Genomic DNA, 17,586 nt, shown 5'->3' on the forward strand with positions numbered 1-17,586 from the left:
CCGTTCCGGCGAAGGCGCGAATCCAGGGCGCTATCGCGACATGGCTGCGAGGCCGGCGGATGCGCGCCGGCGCGGGCATCGCGGGCGAGACGCGCGGCGATGCCTCACATCGCGTCGATATCGCCCAACGCGCGGATCAACCGCCGCGCACGCTTGTCCGGCTTGGTTTCCGGCGCGCGATAACCGGTGCGCTCGGCCACGCGCATGGCGCGCGCCTGCTCGCGGGCCAGGCGCGAAGCTTCGCTTTCGGCGTAGAGCGTCTGCGCGACGCCGGCCGGGCCGCGGGTGTCGCTGAGGCCGAGCACGACGATCTCGAACGCTTCCTCGCCGCGCGCCACCCGCATCGCATCGCCGACGCGCACCGCACGCGAGGCCTTGGCGCGCTGGCCGCCGACCTCGACCTTCCCGGTCTCCACCGCCTGCCGCGCGAGACTGCGGGTCTTGAAGAAACGCGCGGCCCACAGCCATAGGTCCAGGCGGACCGACGCTTGCGGCGCGACTTTGGATTCGTGCTGGTCGCTCATCGTCGCGAACGATACCACCGCGATCGTGACCGGACAGCGGACACGCGACCGCAGGCGCGCCGCGGCGGACGACCGGCAATCGGGACGGCCGCCGCCGCGAGGGTCCCGCCGCCCCCGAGATCGCGCGCCATCGGCACGCAGCGCCGAAGACGAACGGTCGCGCGCCGCAGCCCGCGACGCCCGGTGAACACCGGTCACGTCCGCTCACGCATCGGCGCCTGCGGCCACGGTCCGCTCACCGCGTTGGCGGCATACTTCCGCATCCCCGCCCGGACCGCCTCATGTCCTCCAGCCACGCCCGCGGCAGCCATCTGCTGACCGAAGGCCCGATCGGCCGCACCATGATCTCGTTCGCGCTGCCGATCATGGCCGGCAACGCAGCGCAATCGCTCAACGGCTCGATCAATTCGATCTGGGTCGGGCGCTACCTCGGCGAGGCCGCGTTGACCGCGACCGCGAACGCCAACAACATCATGTTCTTTCTGATCGGCTCGATCTTCGGCATCGGCATGGCCGCGACGATCCTGATCGGCCAGGCCACCGGCGCGCGCGACCTCGCCCGCGCGCGGCGGGTCATGGGCACCAGCGCCAGCTTCTTCATCGGCCTGTCGGCGCTGATCGCCGCGGCCGGCTGGTTCCTCGCCGACCCGGTGCTGCGCGCGATGGGCACGCCGGCCGCGGCGCTGCCGCTGGCCGAGCAGTACCTGCAGGTGATTTTCCTGTCGATGCCGTTCCTGTACGCCTTCGCCTTCGTCTCCGCGGCGCTGCGCGGCGCCGGCGATTCGCGCACGCCGTTCCGCTTCCTGCTGCTGTCGGTGGCGCTGGACATCGCCCTCAACCCGCTGCTGATCTTCGGCTGGGGGCCGGTGCCGGCGCTGGGCATCGCCGGCTCGGCGGCCTCGACCTTCTTCGCCCAGGGCGTGAGCCTGGCGGCGATGCTGCTGCACCTGCGGCGCAAGCGCCATCCGTTGTGGCTGGGCCGGCAAGACGCGCACCTGTTGAAGATCGATCCCGACGTGCTGCGCGCGCTGATCGTCAAAGGCGTGCCGATGGGCCTGCAAATGGTGCTGATCTCGCTGGCGATGATCGCGATGATCTCGCTGGTCAACGCCCACGGCACCGTCACCGCCGCCGGCTACGGCGCCGCGCTGCAGTTGTGGACCTATGTGCAGATGCCGGCGATGGCGATCGGCGCGGCCTGTTCCTCGATCGCCGCGCAAAGCGTCGGCGCCGGGCGCTGGGACCGGGTCGGCGCGGCGGCCCGCACCGGCACGATGTTCAACTTCCTCATGACCGGCGCGTTGATCGCCCCGCTGATCCTGTTCGACCGCTATACCCTGGCGCTGTTCCTGCCCGAGGGCAGCGCCTCGTTCGAGATCGCCCGCCACCTCAACCACATCTCGGTGTGGTCGTTCCTGTTCTTCGGCGTCAGCTTCGTGATCTCCGGCGTGGTACGCGCCACCGGCGCGGTGATTCCGCCGCTGCTGATCCTCGGCTTCGCCCTGTGGGGCATCCGGGTGCCGTTCGCGACCTGGCTGCAGCCGACGCTGGGCACCGACGCGCTGTGGTGGAGTTTCCCGGTCAGCGCGCTGTGCTCGATGCTGATGTCGATCGCCTATTACCGCTGGGGCGGCTGGCGCAAGGCGCGGATGATGGCCGCGCCCGAGCGCGTCGCCGCACCAGCCGCCGCCCGCGCCATCGCCGCGCCGGCGGAAGTGCCGGCGCAGCCGCCGGCGCTGGTCGCCGACGCCAGCCCGGACGACGGCCGCATCGCCGCGGTAGCCGCCAAGGCCGACTGAAGCCGACGCGGATTCAGATCTCTTCCAGCGGCACGGTGAATACGCCGGCCTCGCCCTGCTCGTAAGCCGCGCGCCAGACCCGATAGCCTTCCAGGTCGTCCTCGCGCACCGGCATCGAGCCGATCACCCGCGGCTCGACCTCGGCCACGCGCGTGCCGACGATCGGGAAATGCCCCTCCAGCGGCCGGCTCTTGAGCTCGCGCACGTCCTCCAGGTGTTCGCGCAACACCTCGTCGCGGGCATGCACGGCGAACTTGCGCAGCGACAGGGCGTCGCGGCCGTCGGCCAACGCGTCGATGCGCAGCACCCAAAAGAAGCCCCACACGCCGTCGCTGCGCAGATAGGTGCAGATGTCGCCTTCGGACAAACCCGGATTCACGGTGCGCTCCTGCCGCGGGGGCGGCCTGATGGCGAACGCTGCGGGCGCAGACGCCGCGTCGGGAATCTAGCGCGAACCGGGGCGTCGCGCACAGCGTCCGCGCGCACCGGCCGTCGGCGCGGGCGCGCAGGCGAACCTTGGACGCCCGCCGCGGCCGCAAACGCGAACGGCCGCCCGAAGGCGGCCGTTGCGGGCGCCGCGCGATACGCGCGACGCAGGCTCTACGACGACGATTACTCGGCGGTCGGAGCGTTCTTGGCGCGCGCGTAGGCGGCCAGATCTTCCTTGATGCGCGCCTTCTTGCCTTCCAGGCCGCGCAGGTAGTACAGCTTGCCCGAGCGGACCTTGCCGCGGCGCTTGACGTTGACCGAATCGATCACGGCGCTGTGGGTCTGGAACACGCGCTCGACGCCGAAGCCGTGCGAGATCTTGCGCACGGTGAACGAGGAGTTCAGGCCGGCGTTCTTCTTCGCGATGACCACGCCTTCGTAGGCCTGGACGCGCTCGCGGTTGCCTTCCTTGACCTTCACGTTGACGACGACGGTGTCGCCGGGGCTGAACTCGGGCAGCTTGCGCTGGACCTGTTCGGCTTCGAAATTCTGCAGCAGGGTGTGGATCGACGGCTTGTTCATGGGTGCGGCCTGTTGGATTAGTTGTTGCGCGAGTGCACGTGGACCCGCGTCATGGCATGGGTACAGCTAAGCGGCTAATTATAGCGGCGTTTTTCCCCGGATGGCTAGGGCTCAGGCGCTTGCGCCCGGGTCCCGGCCGGTCTCGCCCGCGGCCGCGACGGCCGGATCGAGCCTGGAAACGGTTTCGGCCACGCCCGCGGCGGCCTGGGCAGCCAGTTCGGCCCGGTAAGCCGCCAGCAACTGGCGGTCGGCCTTGGACAGGGCAGCCTCGTCGAGCAGGTCCGGGCGGCGTTGCCAGGTCCGGCCCAGCGATTGCTGGCGGCGCCACTTGGCGATCAGGGCATGGTTGCCCGACATCAGCACCGCCGGCACCGCGCCCAACTCGTGCTCGACCGGGCGGGTGTAGTGCGGGCAGTCCAGCAGGCCGTCCTCGAAGCTGTCCTGGACCGCGGACTCGGCGTCGTTGAGCGCGCCCTCCTGCAGTCGCGCGACCGCGTCGACCACCACCGCCGCCGCCAGTTCGCCGCCGGACAGGACGTAGTCGCCGATCGACACTTCCTCGTCGACCTCGGCCTGGATCAGCCGCTCGTCGACGCCCTCGTAGCGTCCGCACAGCAGGATCAGGCGCTCATGCCCGGCCAGTTCGCGGACCTTGGCCTGGTCCAGGCGCGCGCCCTGCGGGCTCAGATAGACCACCCGCGCCGGCGTCGGGTCGGCCGCGCGCGCGGCGCGGATCGCCGCCCGCAGCGGTTCGATCAGCATCACCATGCCCGGGCCGCCGCCGAACGGGCGGTCGTCGACGCGGCGGTAATTGCCCTCGGCGTAATCGCGCGGATTCCAGCCGTGCAGCGCCAACAGCCCGCGCTCGCCGGCCCGGCCGACCACGCCGAACGCCGCGCATTGCGCGACGAACTCGGGAAACAGGCTGACGATGTCGATGCGCATAGGGCCAGGAGCCAGCGAAGAGGAGTCGGGAGACAGCCGCAGCGGAGCCGGTTTTCGCCGATTCCCGGCAGCCGTCCGCCGAGCGCTAGAAATCGGGGTCCCAGTCGACCGTGACCAGATTGGCCTCGAAATCGACCGACAGCACGTACTGCGGAATCACGAACGGAATCATGCGCTCGCGCTCGTCGTCGCGCGCGACCAGCACATCGTTGGCGCCGGTCGCGAACAGATGCGAGACGGTGCCCAGCGACACGCCTTCGGTGGTGACCACGCGCAGGCCTTCCAAGTCGACCCAGTAGTACTCGCCCGGCTTGGGCGGCGGCAGCGCAGAGCGCGGCACATAGATTTCGGTCCCGCGCATGGCCTCGACCGCGTCGCGGTCGGTCACGTCGGGAAAGGTGGCGATCAGGTACTTGCCGCTTTCGCGCCCGCGCACCCCGGACAATTCGCGCTCGCGCCCTTGCGGGTCGCGCACGGTCCAAGGCTGGTAGCGGAAGATCGCGGCGCGCGGCTCGGTCCAGGACTCGAGCTTGACTTCGCCGCGAATGCCGAAAGCGCCGAGCACCCTGCCCAACAGGATGCGGCGCGTCGTATCGCTCATGATGCGAAGGTCGGGCCGCGCCGCCGAAAACGGTGCGCGGCCCGCCGGATCAGGCGGCCGGAGCGGCCTTGGCGGCCTGCTTGTACAGGTCGGCGACCTTGTCGGTCAGCTGGGCGCCCTTGGAGACCCAGTGCTTGACGCGCTCGAGGTCGAGCTCGACGCGCTTCTCGTTGCCGGCGGCCACCGGGTTGTAGAAACCGACGCGCTCGATGTTGCGGCCGTCGCGGGCGCTGCGGCTGTCGGTGACGATGATGTGGTAGAACGGACGCTTCTTGGCGCCGCCGCGGGTCAGTCGGATCTTGACCATGAGGGTTGCTTTCCTGTGTTGCCCAGCCGTCGGAATGACGGGGTAAGCCGGAAAGTCTAACCGATTCGCGGGCTTAAGCAAACCTGCCGCCCTCGCCGGGGCCACAGCTCCGGTGCCCGCCTGCCGCCAACCGCCCGATGCCGGGCCCGGAGCGCCGGGCGTCCCTGCCCGGCCTCCCCGATCCACGCCCGGCCCACAGCCGCCGTCCCTGGCGCCCGTCCAGGCCGGGCGTCGCCGCCGGCTCCACTCCCTCGGAACCGGGCGGGCGGGTCTGCTGCCCCGCCCTCGCCGGCTCCCCCGGAGCCGGCGCATCGGCGTCCGCCCCCTCGCGGACGCCGACGCAGACCTGGCTGCGCCAGGTCGCGATGCTTTGGAGTCGCCGATGCAACGGCATTGCCGCGCGGTGCAGCGGCCTGGCCTGCGGCTGCGGTTCGATGACGACGCCCCCGATGCGCCCGTAGCCGCCGATGCAAACCATGCTGCGCGGACGCCGTTTCCGGGCACGAGAACCGCCGCGCCGCCGCGGCCGCGCGGGCTCAGGCCTTGTAGCGGAGGGTGCCGCGCAAGGCGGTGGCGCCGGCCTCACAGTGCTGCTCGAAATCCATCAGCAACTGGCTCACCAGGCCGCTGACCGGGTCGAGCTCGATCTTCTTGATCGTCGCGGTGCCGGAAATCCGGTTGCAGCCGCGGCCGTTGCCGCCGAAGTCGAAGCCCATCCGCACCGTATCGGCGAAACGCGCGATCGGGTACGTGCCCGGCGCCAGGGTCTTGCCGGTGGGCGCCTGCACGAACGCCATCCAGTCGTCGCGCTGGCCGGAGGCGGCATAGGTCAGATAGCGGTTGTTGCCCTGCAGGGCGAAAACGCTGGTGTCGCCGGCGTAGCTCTTCTTGATGCCGCCGCCGATGTAGTCGCCGACGTCGCTGTCCAGGCTCAGCGCCAGCGGTTGCACGTTGTAGCGCAGCACGCCCGCCAACAGCGGTGCGGTCTCGCGCTCGCAGCGCTGCAGCGCGGTGGCCTCCAGCGCGGTCACCGCGCCGTTGGCGTCGAACTCGATCTGCTGGATGTAGACCGAGCCCCAGGTTTCGTTGCAGCCGCGGCCGTTGCCGCCGATGTCGATGCCCGGCGACAGGCCGGTGCGGAACGCCGAGCGCTCGGCGTAGTAGTAACGGCCGCGCTGGAACTTCTGCCCCTGCGGCGCGGCCAGGTCGATGCGCCAGTTGTCGACGCCGGAGCGCACGTTCATCGACAACGCCTGGGCATTGCCGGACACGGTGATGGTCGAATCGGCGTGGGTGTAGACCTTGGACTGGCCGGCGCCGATGTAATCGCCGGCCTGGCTGACGTAGGAGTACAAGGCATCGGCGGCGGCGACCGGCGCGGCGGCGACGCCGATCAGGGCCAGCGCGAACGCGCCGGCCAGGCGGGAATTGCGGGAATTGCGGGAACTGCGCTGCTGCAAAGCCATGCGTACGACCTCCGTGTGTGTGCGCCGCGCGATGGCGGCGAGTGCATGCGGCTGCGAGACGACGGCGGGAAGAGGCGCGGCCTTGCCTGCGATGAGCGCGAAGGCCGGTGATCCGCGTCGTGCATGCACAGGATCGGTTGCGCGGGTCTCGCTGGCCGAGAACCGCACACCCGCTCGTCGGCGACCGCCGGCTTCGATGCGAAGCGCGGCCGCTACCCGCACGCCGCTTTCGATCAGGCACAAAAAAAGGCCGGCGCTTCCGCGCCGGCCTTCGACCGAGAGCCAGGGCCGGTCAGAGTTTGTGGCGGATGACGCCGCGCACTGCGTCGCCGTCCGCGCAGCGGTACTCGAAGTCCGCCCACAGCGCGGTCGCCGCGCCGGCGCTGCTGTAGCGCACGTCCTTGATCTGCAGGGTGCCGGACATGCCCTCGCACAGGAACGCGTGGTGGCCGCTACGCGAATACATATCCAGGCCCAAGGCATTGGCGCTGGCGACGGAAGCGAGCGCGTACGTACCCTTGAGCAGGCGCTTACCGGTAGGCGGCGTGAGTTTCAGACGCCAACGGTTCTGGCGTCCGTCGACCTCGTAGCTGAGCAGGCTGTCGGTTCCGTTCAGCGCGAACAACGACGTGTCGCCGGCGTAGCCCAGATCGACGTTCCTGACCGGATCGCTGAAGGTCCGCTTGAACTTAAACGACAGCGGCGCGACATTGTGGCTCATCACCACGGTCAGCAAGGGCATCACATCGTGGTCGCAGCGCTGCTGGACCACCGCCTCCAAACCCTTGATCGCACCGTTGCTGTCGAACGCGATCTGCCGGATCTGCACCGTACTCCAGGCATAGGTGCAGTAGCTGCGGTCGGTGGAAACATAAGCGCCGGCCGCGCGCCCGGTCCGCTCGCGGAAATGCTCGGCCAGGTAGTAACGCCCCGGCCGCAGCCGCTCGCCGGGCGGCGGCGCCAGGCGCACCGTCCACACCTTGTCGCCGGTGGAGATGTCGAGCGTCGCTTCGTAGGCCGTGCCGCGCAGTTGGAACTGGGCGTTGGCGTCGGTGTAGCTGCCGCGCTTGCCGTCGCCGATCACGTCGCCGGTTTCGCTGACATAGGCGAAGCTGGAAGCGGCCATGGCCGCCTGCGGCGCGCCGTACAGACCGGCGGCGGCGAAGCCGAGCGCGAGCGCGCCGCGGATGGGAAAGGATTGCATCATGCGTTGGATCTCCAAGTGAAATCGCTGCGATGCTTCGCGAGCGATGAAAGACGAACCGAAAGTGCGTCGGCGACGGCCGTCGCGGCGTCCCGAGCGAAGACGAAACGAGCGCGCCGTCGCGACGCGCAGCAAGTGTGCGCAGCGCGCGTCGCGACGCAAGCGACCCGACGCGTGCGGAGCGTGACGCCTCACCGATCGGCACAAACAAAAACGGCGACCCGAAAGCCGCCGTCGCGTTTTTGTAACGATGTGCGCCGGGTTCGCGGCGCGGCCGCTCAGCGGAACGGCATCCCGCCGCGGCCGCCCATCATCCCGCGCATGCCGCGCATCAAGCCCTTCATGCCGCCGCCGGAGAGTTTGCTCATCATCTTCTCCATCTGCTGATACTGCTTCATCAGCTTGTTGACGTCGGCCGGGGTCAGGCCGGCGCCCTTGGCGATGCGCGCCCGGCGCGAGCCGTTGAGCAGGGTCGGATTGCGCCGCTCCTTCTTGGTCATCGAGTTGATGATCGCGACCATCCGCGGCACTTCCTTGCCGGTGATCTGGTTCTTGACCGCATCGGGGATCTGGCCCATGCCCGGCAGCTTGTCCATGAGCCCGTGCAGGCCGCCCATGTTCTGCATCTGCTCGAGCTGGTCCTTCATGTCGTTGAGGTCGAACTTCTTGCCCTTGGCGACTTTCTCGGCGAGCTTCTGCGCCTTGTCCTTGTCGACCTGTTGCTCGACCTGCTCGACCAGCGACAGCACGTCGCCCATGTCGAGGATGCGGCTGGCGACGCGGTCGGGATGGAACACGTCCAGACCGTCGGGCTTCTCGCCGACGCCGATGAACTTGATCGGCCGGCCGGTCACGTAACGCACCGACAGCGCGGCGCCGCCGCGGGCGTCGCCGTCGGTCTTGGTCAGCACCACGCCGGTCAGCGGCAGCGCCTCGGCGAAGGCCTTGGCGGTGATCGCGGCGTCCTGGCCGGTCATCGAGTCGACCACGAACAGAGTCTCGACCGGCGCGACCGCGGCGTGCAGCGCCTTGATCTCGGTCATCATCGCTTCGTCGATGGCGAGGCGGCCGGCGGTATCGACCAGCAGCACGTCGACGAACGACTTCTTGGCGTCGGCGATCGCCGCGCGCACGATCTCTTCGGGCTTCTGCGATGCGCTGGACGGGAAGAACAGCACTTCGACCTGCTCGGCGAGCTGGCGCAGCTGTTCGATCGCGGCCGGACGGTAGACGTCGGCCGAGACCACCATCACCTTCTTCTTGCGCCGTTCGCGCAGGTGCTTGGCCAGCTTGCCGACCGTGGTGGTCTTGCCGGCGCCCTGCAGGCCGGCCATCAGGATCACCGCCGGCGCCGGCACGTTGAGGTTGAGGTCGGCGGCCTGCGAACCCATGACCGCGGTCAGCTCGTCGCGCACGACCTTGATCAGGGCCTGGCCCGGGGTCAGCGACTTGAGCACTTCCTGGCCGACCGCGCGCACCTTGATCCGCTCGATCAGGGCCTGCACCACCGGCAGGGCGACGTCGGCTTCGAGCAGGGCGATGCGCACTTCGCGCAGCGACTCGCGGATGTTCTCTTCGGTCAGACGGCCGCGGCCGCGCAGGCGCTCGATGGTGCCGGACAGGCGTTGGGTCAGGGATTCGAACATGGCGGAGCGGGGTCGCGGAATGGCGGGACCGGCAAGTATAGCGGCCCCGGCCCCTGGCCCGTGCGCTCGTGCTTGCCGCGACAACCGGCCGCCCCCGAATCGCGAATCCCAAATCCCGAATGCCCGCTCTTATGCCACACTCCGGCGATGACAATCGTTCTCATCGCGGTCGCCCTCTATCTCGTTGCGACCGGGCAGTTGGTCGCGGCCGTGCGCAACGGCGACGGCCGCAGCGCCCGGTGGTGGCTGCTGCCGGCCAATCTGGCCGTGCTCGGCCACGGCCTGGCGCACCTACTGGCCTGGCGCAACGCGGGTGGGGCCGATCTGCATTTCTTCGCCGCGCTGTCGCTGGTCGGCCTAGGCATGGCGGCGCTGACCGCGATCGTCGGCGCCTCCGGGCGCATGGCCGCACTCGGCGTGGTGGTGTTCCCGCTGTCGGCGCTGATGCTGGCCGGCTACCAGCTGTACGGCCATGTCCAGCACCCGGAGCCGCTGGACTGGCGCCTGCAATTGCACGCCTGGCTGGCCTTGCTGGCCTACGCCACCCTCGCCGTCGCGGCGCTGTTCGCGCTGATGCTGTGGCTGCAGGAACGCGCCCTGCGCCGGCGCGAGTTCCACCGCTGGTTGCGCGCATTGCCGCCGCTGGTGGAACTGGAAAGCCTGCTGTTCCGCACCATCGGCGTCGGCTTCGCGCTGCTGACCGCGACCCTGCTGACCGGGGTGCTGTTCGTCGAGAACCTGTTCGCCCAGCACCTGGTGCACAAGACCGTGCTCAGCGTGCTGTCCTGGCTGGCTTTCGGCGGTCTGCTGCTGGGGCGCTGGCGCTACGGCTGGCGCGGCACGGTCGCGGTGCGCTGGACCCTGGCGGCGATGATCCTGCTGGTCCTGGCCTTTTTCGGCAGCAAGTTCGTGCTGGAACTGGTGCTGCAGCGGGTCTGACCGCGGGTTCCGGCAGCCCGTGCCGGGGCAGCCCATGGCCGTGCGGTCGTGGCCGCCGAGGCAAACACCGCGGCCCCGCCCGCCCCCGACCTGGCCCGTTTTGGCGGTTCGGCCCTCCAGGAGCCGAGAGCGCTGCCGCCGGGGCCGGCGGCGGGCCGTCTTCGTCCCCGGCCCGGCCACACGAAATAATCGATTTAAATCAACACGTTAAAAGTAACGAAGCGTGTCGCGCAAATTAAGCACGATCGTTCGATGCTTGCTGAACGAGCCTATTGCAAGCTCAATATTTGCATTGACAAATATTTCGCGCGCACAGAACATGCCGCGCCATGACCACCCTGCCCCCGAACCAAGCCTGCTCGACCTCGAACCTCGGCCTGCTGTTCCGCCAGGTCCGCGATGCGATGTGGGCGCAAATGGAACGCGAGCTGGCCCAGGCCGGCCACGATCTGACCTTCAGCCAGTTCATCACCCTCAAGGAACTGGCCATCGGCACCGCCGGCGTCACCGAACTGGCGCGCGCCGCCCAGCTCAACCCCGGCGCCATGACCCGCCTGCTCGACAAGCTGGAAACGCGCGGCCTGGTCGCCCGCGTCGCCGATCCCGACGACCGGCGCGCGCTCAACATCCACCTGACCGAAGCCGGCGCCGCGATCTGGGCCGACATCGACGCCTGCGGCCGGCGCGTGCGCGAACGCGCCATGACCGGCCTCAGCGACGCCGACCGCGACCAATTGCACCGCCTGCTCGAACAGGTCCGCGACAACCTCACTTTCACCGGTTCCTGAGCCATGTCCCGCCACGACACTCGCCCGCGCCGCGGGCTGCCCTTCGTGTTCGCACCGCTCGCCGCGGCGCTGATCCTGGCCGGTTGCGCGAGCAGCCGCGGCCTCGCGCCCGAAGGCCGCGCGCTGGATGCCGACGCCCTCGTCGCGCAGCGCAGCTTCGCCGACGCCGCCCTGTCCGACGCCGCGTTCCCGCGCGCCGACTGGTGGACCGGGTTCGGCGACGCGCAGTTGAACGCGCTGATCGAAGAAGCCCTGGCCGGCAACCCCGGCCTCGACGCCGCCGACGCGCGCGTGCGCCAGGCCGTCGCCCAGGCCGGCCTCGCCGATGCAGCGCGCAAGCCGACGCTCGGCGCCAGCGCCCAGTACTCCGGCCTGCAATTGCCGGAGACCGTCGCTCCCGAACCGCTCGGCGGCAAGTACAGCGGCGTGGAAGTGCTGTCGCTGAGCTTCAAGTACAGCCCCGACCTGTGGGGCGGCCACCGCGCCCGTTGGCGGGCCGCGCTGGGCCAGGCCCGCGCCGCCGAGGTCGAAGCCCAGGCCGTGCGCCTGAGCCTGTCGTCGAACATCGCCCGCGGCTATGTCTCGCTGGCCCAGGCCTTCCAGGCCCAGGACGTGGCCCTGGCCGAGAAGCGGCGCGCCGAGCAGCTGCTCGCGCTCGGCCGGCAACGGGTCAAGGCCGGCCTCGACAATCAATTGCAGATCCGCAACGCCGAAAGCGCCAGCGCAGCCGCGGATCAACAGATCCAATCCGCGCAGCAGCAGATCGACTCGCTGCGCAACGCTCTCGCCGCGCTGCTCGGCAAGGGTCCTGACCGCGGCCTCGACATCGCCCGCCCCGGCGCGCTGGCCGCGCAGGCGCCGGCGGTGCCGGCGGTGCTGCCGAGCGAGCTGCTCGGCCACCGCCCCGACGTGGTCGCCGCACGCTGGCGGGTGGAAGCCGCTTCGCACGGCATCGAAGCGGCCAAAGCCGAGTTCTATCCCACCGTCAATCTCAGCGCGATCGTCGGCCTGGCCTCGGGCGGATTGTCCGACCTGTTCACCCGCGATGCGCGCTTGATCCAGGGCGGTCCGGCGATCAGCCTGCCGATCTTCGACGGCGGCCGACTGCGCAACCAGTTGGCCGGCCGCGACGCCGACTACGACCTCGCCGTCGCCAACTACAACCAGAGCCTGGTCGGCGCGCTGCGCGAAGTCGCCGACGCGTTGCAGGCGGCGCGTTCGCTCGACGGCCAATTGGCGTCCGCGCAGCAAGCGCGCGACGCCGCGCAGCAGGCCTGGCAGATCGCCAGCACCCGCTACCGCGCCGGCCTGGGCACCCAGCTCGATGTGCTCGCCGCGCAGCGGCCGCTGCTGCAGCTCGACCAGCAGCTCGCCGGCCTGCGCGCGCAGCGCCTGGCCGCCGGCATCGACCTCGACCGCGCGCTCGGCGGCGGCCTGCCGGTGCAGGCGTCCGATCCGGTCGCGCCGCTGTCCGAACGCAGCGATTCCTCTTCGATCCACGCCATCGCCAAGGCCCCCACGCCATGACTTCCGAAATCAACCCGCAAGCCGCGACCGCGGCCGTCGCCGCGCCGAACAACGGCAAGCGTCGCAAGGCGCTGCTGATCCTGCTCACCGTGGTGGTGGTCGCGGCGGTCGCCTGGACCGCGTACTACCTGCTGGTGCTGCGCTGGCACCAGGACACCGACGATGCCTACGTCCAGGGCAATGTGGTCAACATCACTCCGCAGACCCTGGGCACGGTGATCAGCATCGGCGCCGACGACGGCATGAAGGTGCGCGCCGGCCAGGTGCTGGTCCAGCTCGACCCCAACGACGCCCAGGTCGCCTACGACCAGGCGGTGGCGAATCTGGCCAACACCGTGCGCCAGGTGCGCGGCCTGTACAGCGCGGTCGACGCCGGCCAGGCCGATCTGGCGGCACGCCAGGTCGCGGTGCAGAAGGCCCGCGCCGACGTCAAGCGCCGCGAAGGCCTGGTCGCCGGCGGCGCGGTCTCGGCCGAAGAGCTGGCCCACGCCCGCGACGAGTTGGCTGCCGCCGAAGCGGCGCTGTCGTCCTCGCGCGGCACCCTGGCGCGCAATCGCGCCCTGGTCGATGCGACCACGGTCGCCAAGCAGCCGCAGGTCGCCGCCGCCGCCGCGCAGCTGCGCCAGGCCTATCTCAACCTGCAGCGCGCGGCGATCGTCGCGCCGGTCGACGGCTACGTCGCCAAGCGCAGCGTGCAGCTGGGCCAGCGCGTCCAGCCCGGCACCGCGTTGATGACGGTGATTCCGCTGGAGCAGGTCTGGGTCGAAGCCAACTTCAAGGAAACCCAGCTCGCCCACATGCGCATCGGCCAGCCGGTGGAGGTGCATGCCGACCTGTACGGCAGCGACGTGGTCTACCAGGGCAAGCTGACCAGCCTCGGCCTCGGCACCGGCAGCGCGTTCTCGCTGCTGCCGGCGCAGAACGCCAGCGGCAACTGGATCAAGATCATCCAGCGCGTGCCGGTGCGGATCGAACTGGACCCCAAGCAACTGGCCGACCATCCGCTGCGCCTGGGCCTGAGCATGCACGTCGACGTCAGCATCCGCGACCAGGCCGGCGCAGTGCTCGCCAGCGCGCCGCCGGCCAAGCCGGTCCTGAGCACCGACGCCTATGCCAAGCAACTGCACGACGCCGATTCGATGATCGACAAGATCGTGCGCGAGAACCTGCCGGGCGCGCAGCACGGCTGATCCCTTCCCCGCGGACGACGCCCTCCCCCTCGTCGCGCTTCGTCCGCCGTTCGCGCCGCATCGCGGCGAACCGGTCTCCTCCCCCGCCGGATTCGCCTTCCCCTGCGACAGCGCGCGAACTCCGAAGCCGCCGTTCCGGCCTCGCGCCGGAACGGCGGACTAAGGACCGCGGCGAAGCGCCTTCGCGTCCGCCCGCGCCCCTCCGACTGCACAGGCCGATCCATGTCCGCCACCACCGCCCCCGCCGGACCCGCCGCCGCCCCGGCGCCGCAAGCCGGCTTCCGGCCGCCGAACATGCCGCTGACCACGCTGGGCCTGGCCCTGGCGTCGTTCATGCAGGTGCTCGACATCACCATCGCCAACGTCTCGCTGCCGACCATCGCCGGCAACCTCGGCGGCAGCAGCAGCCAGGCGACCTGGGTCATCACCTCGTTCGCGGTCAGCAACGCCATCGCCCTGCCGCTGACCGGGTTCTTCACCCGCAAGTTCGGCGAGCGCAAGTTGTTCATGTGGGCGACCCTGCTGTTCGTGATCGCCTCGCTGCTGTGCGGCCTGGCCAACAGCATGGGCCTGCTGGTCGCCGCGCGCGCGCTGCAGGGCTTCGTCGCCGGGCCGATGTACCCGGTCACCCAGGCGCTGCTGATCTCGATCTATCCGCCGCACAAACGCGGCCAGGCCATCGCCCTGCTGGCGATGGTGACCGTGGTCGCGCCGATCGCCGGCCCGATCCTCGGCGGCTGGATCACCGACAACTACAGTTGGGAGTGGATCTTCTTCATCAACGTCCCGATCGGCATCTTCGCCAGCCTGGTCGTCGGCAGCCAGTTGCGCGGCCGGCCGGAGAAGCTGGAAAAGCCGAAGATGGACTACATGGGCCTGATCACCCTGGTGATCGGCGTCGGCGCGCTGCAGGTGCTGCTGGACCTGGGCAACGACGAAGACTGGTTCAACTCGAGCAAGATCGTGATCCTGGCCATCGTCGCGGCCATCGCCCTGGCGGTGTTCGTGATCTGGGAGCTCACCGAGCGCGACCCGATCGTCAACCTGCGCCTGTTCCGCCATCGCAACTTCGCCAGCGGCACCGCGGCGATGGTGCTGGCCTATTCGGCGTTCTTCGCGGTCGGCCTGCTGGTGCCGCTGTGGCTGCAACGCAACCTGGGCTATACGCCGATCTGGGCCGGCCTGGCGACCGCGCCGATCGGCATCCTGCCGGTGCTGTTGACGCCGTTCGTCGGCCTGTACGCGACCCGCTTCGACCTGCGCATCGTCGCCAGCCTGGCCTTCGTGGCGATGGCCTTCACCAGCTTCGTGCGTTCGGGCTTCAACCTCGACGTGGACTTCCAGCACGTGGCGATGGTGCAGTTGTGGCAGGGCCTGGGCGTGGCGCTGTTCTTCATGCCGGTGCTGACCATCCTGCTGTCCGATCTGGAACCGCACGAGATCGCCGCCGGCTCCGGCCTGGCCACCTTCGTGCGCACCCTCGGCGGCAGCTTCGCCGCCTCGCTGACCACCTGGGGCTGGAACCAACGCAGCACCATCCACCACGCCGAGCTCACCGAGCACATCGGCGCCTACGATCCGGCGATCCGCCAGACCGTGGACCTGCTCGGCCGCGGCGACCTGCAGCGCGGCGCGGTCTCGCTCAACCAGATGATTTCCCAGCAGGCGGCGCAGATCGGCTTCAACGAGATCTTCCACCTGCTCGGCATTCTGTTCCTGGTGGTGATCGCGTTCGTCTGGTTCGCCAAGCCGCCGTTCACCGCCAAGGCCGCCGGCGGCGCGGCGGCGGGCGGTCACTGAGCGCGCGCGTCCCACGAACCGCCGTGGGCGACGACCACGAAACAGGCCGGGCATCGCCCGGCCTGTTTCGTTTCGGCCGCGACCGCGCCGGGCGCCTAGGCCGGCACCTGCGCCGGCCGGGCCGACGTCGGCGCCGAATGCGCCGCGGCGGCCTCGCACGCGGCCGTGTTCTTGCGCACGAAACGCCGCCGCGCCTCGTGATAGCTGCGGTCGGCGCCGAAGAAATTGCGGTACATGTGCGCCAGTTCCTCGGCGCCGTAACTCTCCAACGGCTTGCGCCGTTCGTCGGCGGCGCGGTGGCGGCGCTTGAGCGCGACCGCCTTGCGCCACGCCGTCGGATCGGCCAGGCGTTCGGCGCGTTGTTCGACGTGCGCGGCGAAGTCGGCGACGCCGGTGCCGAACGCGGCATCGATCAGGCCGATGCGTTCGGCCGCGCCGGTGCCGAGCGGGCGCAGCTCTTCGGTGAGCTCCTGCGCCATCGCCTGGCCGACCCGGCGCGGCAGCAGGTAGGTCCAGTACTCCGAACCGTACAGACCGCCCATGCCTTTGTAGTGCGGGTTCATCACCGCACCGCGACGCGCCCAGACCTGATCGGCGGCCAGGGCCAGGATCACCCCGCCCGCCCCGGCGTTGCCCTGCATCGCCGAAATGACCAGGTGCGATTCGGTCAGCACGATCTCGCGCACCAGGGCGTTCATGGCCAGGATGTTGCGCCACGACTCCAGCGCCGGATCGGCCGCGGCCTCGATCGCGTTGAGGTGGATGCCGTTGGACCAGATGTCCTGGCCGCCCATCAGCACGATCGCCCGGGTCGGACGCCGCCGCGCCTGCAGGAAGGCGGTACGCAGGCGATCGCATTGCCCGGTCGACATGGCGCCGTTGTAGAAATCGAAATGCAGGTAGCCGACCGCGCCGATTTCGCGATAGCGGATCTGGCGATAGGCGCGGTCGCGGCGCGCAGCGACCGAAGTCGCCGGCCGCGGCGGACGCTGGGCGACGCCGGCCAGGCGGCGTTCGCCGAGTACCCGGGTGGCCGGCAGCTTGATCCCGTCCTTTTCGCGCAAATGGCTCAGCCACAACGCGCCGTCGCCGGTGCCGACGCAGACCGCGCCTTCGCGCCGTCCGAGCAATTCGCCCGGACGGCCGCGCAGCGAGGGTTCGATATGGGCGCCGAAGGCGTGGCAACGCAGCCCGGCCAGTTCGACCCGCGCGCCCGGCGCGCTGTCGGCGCTGCGGATGCGGTCGTGCAGACTCGCGGTATCGCCGTGCCAGTCGATCTCGCGGTCGCTGGCGCGGATGCCCGGGCGCAGCCGGCCGCGCACGTCGGCGCGAGCGTAATCCAGCGCCTGCGGCCGATAGTCGCCGCTCTCGAAGCGTTCCACCGCTAGCAGCAACGCGCGCAACGCCGCGTCGGCGACCTCGTGCCGGTACAGCTGGCTCTTGGGCACCGCGCGCATGGCGAAGCCGGCGCTGGCCCAGATGTCGCCGGCGTCCATTTCCTCGGCCGCCTGCAGCACGGTCACGCCCCAATCCGGCTCGCGTTCGAGAATGGCCCAGTCCAGCGAGGACGGACCGCGGTCGCCGACGATGCCCGGATGCACGATCAGGCACACGTGCCGGCGCCAGATGTCTTCGGGAATCGCCGACTTGAGCATTGGCGCGACGATCAGTTGCGGCCGTTCCCGCGCCACCGCCGCGCGCATCGTCGCCGCGTCGGCGGCGACCTGCACGGCGACCTGATGGCCGAGATCGCTCAGCTCGGCCCAGGCGCGTTGCGCCAGGCCGTTGTACGCGGTGCACAGGAACAGGATACGCAACGACATCGCACGCTCCTTGTCA

Annotated in this window: 16 protein-coding genes; 6 read left to right on the forward strand and 10 right to left on the reverse strand. The window is 70.1% G+C overall.

From position 1 onward, the window contains the following. Positions 1-104: 104 nt before the first annotated feature. A complete protein-coding gene (locus V2J18_RS14230) occupies positions 105-524 on the reverse strand; it encodes an RNA-binding S4 domain-containing protein (RefSeq protein WP_336132082.1) in 420 nt (139 codons plus the stop codon). A 281-nt stretch (positions 525-805) separates the two neighbouring features. On the opposite strand from V2J18_RS14230, the gene V2J18_RS14235 reads away from it, so the two are divergent. Next, on the forward strand, positions 806-2,323 hold the full coding sequence (locus V2J18_RS14235) for an MATE family efflux transporter (RefSeq protein WP_336132083.1): 1,518 nt from the start codon (positions 806-808) through the stop codon (positions 2,321-2,323). Positions 2,324-2,336: 13 nt separating this feature from the next. Here V2J18_RS14235 and V2J18_RS14240 read toward each other — a convergent pair whose 3' ends face one another. The 8 genes from V2J18_RS14240 to ffh all read right to left on the reverse strand — a co-directional run bounded on the left by V2J18_RS14240 (position 2,337) and on the right by ffh (position 9,503). Next, complete coding sequence (locus tag V2J18_RS14240; RefSeq protein WP_141233645.1) at positions 2,337-2,702, reverse strand: hypothetical protein; 366 nt, start codon at positions 2,700-2,702, stop codon at positions 2,337-2,339. Positions 2,703-2,935: 233 nt separating this feature from the next. Further along, positions 2,936-3,334 carry a 50S ribosomal protein L19 gene (gene rplS, locus V2J18_RS14245; RefSeq protein WP_064750152.1) on the reverse strand — a complete coding sequence of 133 codons (399 nt, stop codon included), beginning with the start codon at positions 3,332-3,334 and terminating at the stop codon, positions 2,936-2,938. A gap of 111 nt (positions 3,335-3,445) precedes the next feature. Then, positions 3,446-4,279 carry a tRNA (guanosine(37)-N1)-methyltransferase TrmD gene (gene trmD, locus V2J18_RS14250; RefSeq protein WP_064750151.1) on the reverse strand — a complete coding sequence of 278 codons (834 nt, stop codon included), beginning with the start codon at positions 4,277-4,279 and terminating at the stop codon, positions 3,446-3,448. A gap of 85 nt (positions 4,280-4,364) precedes the next feature. After that, positions 4,365-4,880, reverse strand: coding sequence for a ribosome maturation factor RimM (gene rimM / locus V2J18_RS14255; protein WP_064750150.1), 516 nt, complete (start codon positions 4,878-4,880; stop codon positions 4,365-4,367). Positions 4,881-4,929: 49 nt separating this feature from the next. Beyond that, positions 4,930-5,187: a 30S ribosomal protein S16 gene (rpsP, locus tag V2J18_RS14260; protein ID WP_064750149.1), complete on the reverse strand. Its 258-nt coding sequence runs from the start codon at positions 5,185-5,187 to the stop codon at positions 4,930-4,932. 536 nt (positions 5,188-5,723) lie between these two features. Continuing rightward, positions 5,724-6,653, reverse strand: coding sequence for a hypothetical protein (locus V2J18_RS14265; RefSeq protein WP_336132084.1), 930 nt, complete (start codon positions 6,651-6,653; stop codon positions 5,724-5,726). Positions 6,654-6,945: 292 nt separating this feature from the next. Next, positions 6,946-7,860, reverse strand: a complete 915-nt coding sequence (locus V2J18_RS14270) for a hypothetical protein (protein WP_336132085.1) — start codon at positions 7,858-7,860, stop codon at positions 6,946-6,948. Positions 7,861-8,135: 275 nt separating this feature from the next. Then, positions 8,136-9,503, reverse strand: a complete 1,368-nt coding sequence (gene ffh / locus V2J18_RS14275) for a signal recognition particle protein (protein WP_064750146.1) — start codon at positions 9,501-9,503, stop codon at positions 8,136-8,138. A gap of 147 nt (positions 9,504-9,650) precedes the next feature. Between ffh and V2J18_RS14280 the strand changes: the two genes are divergently transcribed. The 5 genes from V2J18_RS14280 (at position 9,651) to V2J18_RS14300 (ending at position 15,747) form a co-directional block, all read left to right on the forward strand. Continuing rightward, a complete protein-coding gene (locus tag V2J18_RS14280; protein WP_064750145.1) occupies positions 9,651-10,442 on the forward strand; it encodes a cytochrome C assembly family protein in 792 nt (263 codons plus the stop codon). 329 nt (positions 10,443-10,771) lie between these two features. After that, entirely contained in the window at positions 10,772-11,230 is a 459-nt protein-coding gene (locus V2J18_RS14285) for a MarR family winged helix-turn-helix transcriptional regulator (RefSeq protein ID WP_064750144.1), read from the forward strand. Between the two features lie 3 nt (positions 11,231-11,233). Then, positions 11,234-12,757: an efflux transporter outer membrane subunit gene (locus tag V2J18_RS14290; RefSeq protein WP_064750143.1), complete on the forward strand. Its 1,524-nt coding sequence runs from the start codon at positions 11,234-11,236 to the stop codon at positions 12,755-12,757. Further along, complete coding sequence (locus V2J18_RS14295) at positions 12,754-13,947, forward strand: efflux RND transporter periplasmic adaptor subunit (protein WP_336132086.1); 1,194 nt, start codon at positions 12,754-12,756, stop codon at positions 13,945-13,947. Before V2J18_RS14290 ends, V2J18_RS14295 begins: the two co-directional genes overlap by 4 nt. Before the next feature lie 222 nt (positions 13,948-14,169). Further along, complete coding sequence (locus V2J18_RS14300) at positions 14,170-15,747, forward strand: DHA2 family efflux MFS transporter permease subunit (protein WP_064750141.1); 1,578 nt, start codon at positions 14,170-14,172, stop codon at positions 15,745-15,747. Positions 15,748-15,842: 95 nt separating this feature from the next. On the opposite strand, the gene V2J18_RS14305 is transcribed toward V2J18_RS14300, so the two are convergent. Continuing rightward, the gene (locus tag V2J18_RS14305) at positions 15,843-17,570 is read right to left on the reverse strand and encodes an enoyl-CoA hydratase-related protein (RefSeq protein WP_336132087.1); all 1,728 of its coding nucleotides are present in this window, start codon (positions 17,568-17,570) and stop codon (positions 15,843-15,845) included. Positions 17,571-17,586: the final 16 nt, after the last annotated feature.

Origin of the sequence: Lysobacter firmicutimachus (genome assembly GCF_037027445.1) — a bacterium.
Lineage (GTDB): Bacteria > Pseudomonadota > Gammaproteobacteria > Xanthomonadales > Xanthomonadaceae > Lysobacter > Lysobacter firmicutimachus.

Excerpts from the sequence above, each read along its gene's own strand:
- V2J18_RS14230 (WP_336132082.1), bottom strand. The coding sequence starts at position 524 with ATGAGCGACCAGCACGAATCCAAAGTCGCGCCGCAAGCGTCGGTCCGC.
- V2J18_RS14235 (WP_336132083.1), top strand. The coding sequence starts at position 806 with ATGTCCTCCAGCCACGCCCGCGGCAGCCATCTGCTGACCGAAGGCCCG.
- rplS (WP_064750152.1), bottom strand. The coding sequence starts at position 3,334 with ATGAACAAGCCGTCGATCCACACCCTGCTGCAGAATTTCGAAGCCGAA.
- trmD (WP_064750151.1), bottom strand. The coding sequence starts at position 4,279 with ATGCGCATCGACATCGTCAGCCTGTTTCCCGAGTTCGTCGCGCAATGC.
- rimM (WP_064750150.1), bottom strand. The coding sequence starts at position 4,880 with ATGAGCGATACGACGCGCCGCATCCTGTTGGGCAGGGTGCTCGGCGCT.
- rpsP (WP_064750149.1), bottom strand. The coding sequence starts at position 5,187 with ATGGTCAAGATCCGACTGACCCGCGGCGGCGCCAAGAAGCGTCCGTTC.
- V2J18_RS14265 (WP_336132084.1), bottom strand. The coding sequence starts at position 6,653 with ATGGCTTTGCAGCAGCGCAGTTCCCGCAATTCCCGCAATTCCCGCCTG.
- V2J18_RS14270 (WP_336132085.1), bottom strand. The coding sequence starts at position 7,860 with ATGATGCAATCCTTTCCCATCCGCGGCGCGCTCGCGCTCGGCTTCGCC.
- ffh (WP_064750146.1), bottom strand. The coding sequence starts at position 9,503 with ATGTTCGAATCCCTGACCCAACGCCTGTCCGGCACCATCGAGCGCCTG.
- V2J18_RS14280 (WP_064750145.1), top strand. The coding sequence starts at position 9,651 with ATGACAATCGTTCTCATCGCGGTCGCCCTCTATCTCGTTGCGACCGGG.
- V2J18_RS14285 (WP_064750144.1), top strand. The coding sequence starts at position 10,772 with ATGACCACCCTGCCCCCGAACCAAGCCTGCTCGACCTCGAACCTCGGC.
- V2J18_RS14290 (WP_064750143.1), top strand. The coding sequence starts at position 11,234 with ATGTCCCGCCACGACACTCGCCCGCGCCGCGGGCTGCCCTTCGTGTTC.
- V2J18_RS14295 (WP_336132086.1), top strand. The coding sequence starts at position 12,754 with ATGACTTCCGAAATCAACCCGCAAGCCGCGACCGCGGCCGTCGCCGCG.
- V2J18_RS14300 (WP_064750141.1), top strand. The coding sequence starts at position 14,170 with ATGTCCGCCACCACCGCCCCCGCCGGACCCGCCGCCGCCCCGGCGCCG.
- V2J18_RS14305 (WP_336132087.1), bottom strand. The coding sequence starts at position 17,570 with ATGTCGTTGCGTATCCTGTTCCTGTGCACCGCGTACAACGGCCTGGCG.